This is a genomic window from Vibrio sp. 1401 (genome assembly GCF_033340295.1).
This window is the reverse complement of sequence record NZ_JAWOWF010000477.1, coordinates 1-637: the sequence shown is the minus strand read 5'-3', so window position 1 is coordinate 637 and position 637 is coordinate 1. Positions and strand designations below refer to the sequence as shown.

Below are 637 nucleotides of genomic sequence, written 5' to 3'. Positions count from 1 at the left end.
AGCAAGTGGCGACAACTTAGGATGCAGCCGAAGCGGAACGGCGTTGTTGTTTGCGTCGTGGGCATTCAATCCGATGGGAATAATGGTATTTTTGGCAACAGAAAGAGATCCTCTCACATTGGCGTACTGGTTGTAGTGAAAATCAGATAGCGGCAATATGGTATTAATCGCGTCGTTTCCGCCAGCTAAGTACACACAGATCAGCGCTCGGAAATCATTTGAAGGCGCGGCAAGTGAATAACCCGGCAACCCGAGTGATGCGATCGCCCCAAACGATACGGTGCTTTTTAGAAAGTTGCGTCTCGAAATGTCCATAATTCACCCCTAATCCTGAATGTAAAATTCATCGCCAGAAATCGCAGTAAAGATAACGAGTGCGAGTTTTGTTGTTGGTACGTAATTGGTTCGATACTCATCCGACACTTCTAGCAAAAGCGCTTTGAGTTCAGGCGAAGCCGTGCCCGCAAAGAATCGTTCATCGACACGCTCAACGAGAGCTTCGTGATCATCGAGTAGGGAATACAGTTCGCTAAAGTCCAGCGTATAAGTATCACCACCACCCGAGCGAGTGCTACTAAGCATGAAATTGACCAGATCGGTATACACTGACCAATCGAGCAATTCGTATTCGGGTGAC

Annotated in this window: 2 pseudogenes; both read right to left on the bottom strand. The window is 47.6% G+C overall.

The window, feature by feature from the left end:
* A pseudogene (locus tag R7Z77_RS26320) lies at window positions 1-315 on the bottom strand (Tat pathway signal protein); the annotation flags it as partial.
* 9 nt (window positions 316-324) lie between these two features.
* Window positions 325-637 (bottom strand): annotated as a pseudogene (locus R7Z77_RS26315) (DUF1800 domain-containing protein); the annotation flags it as partial.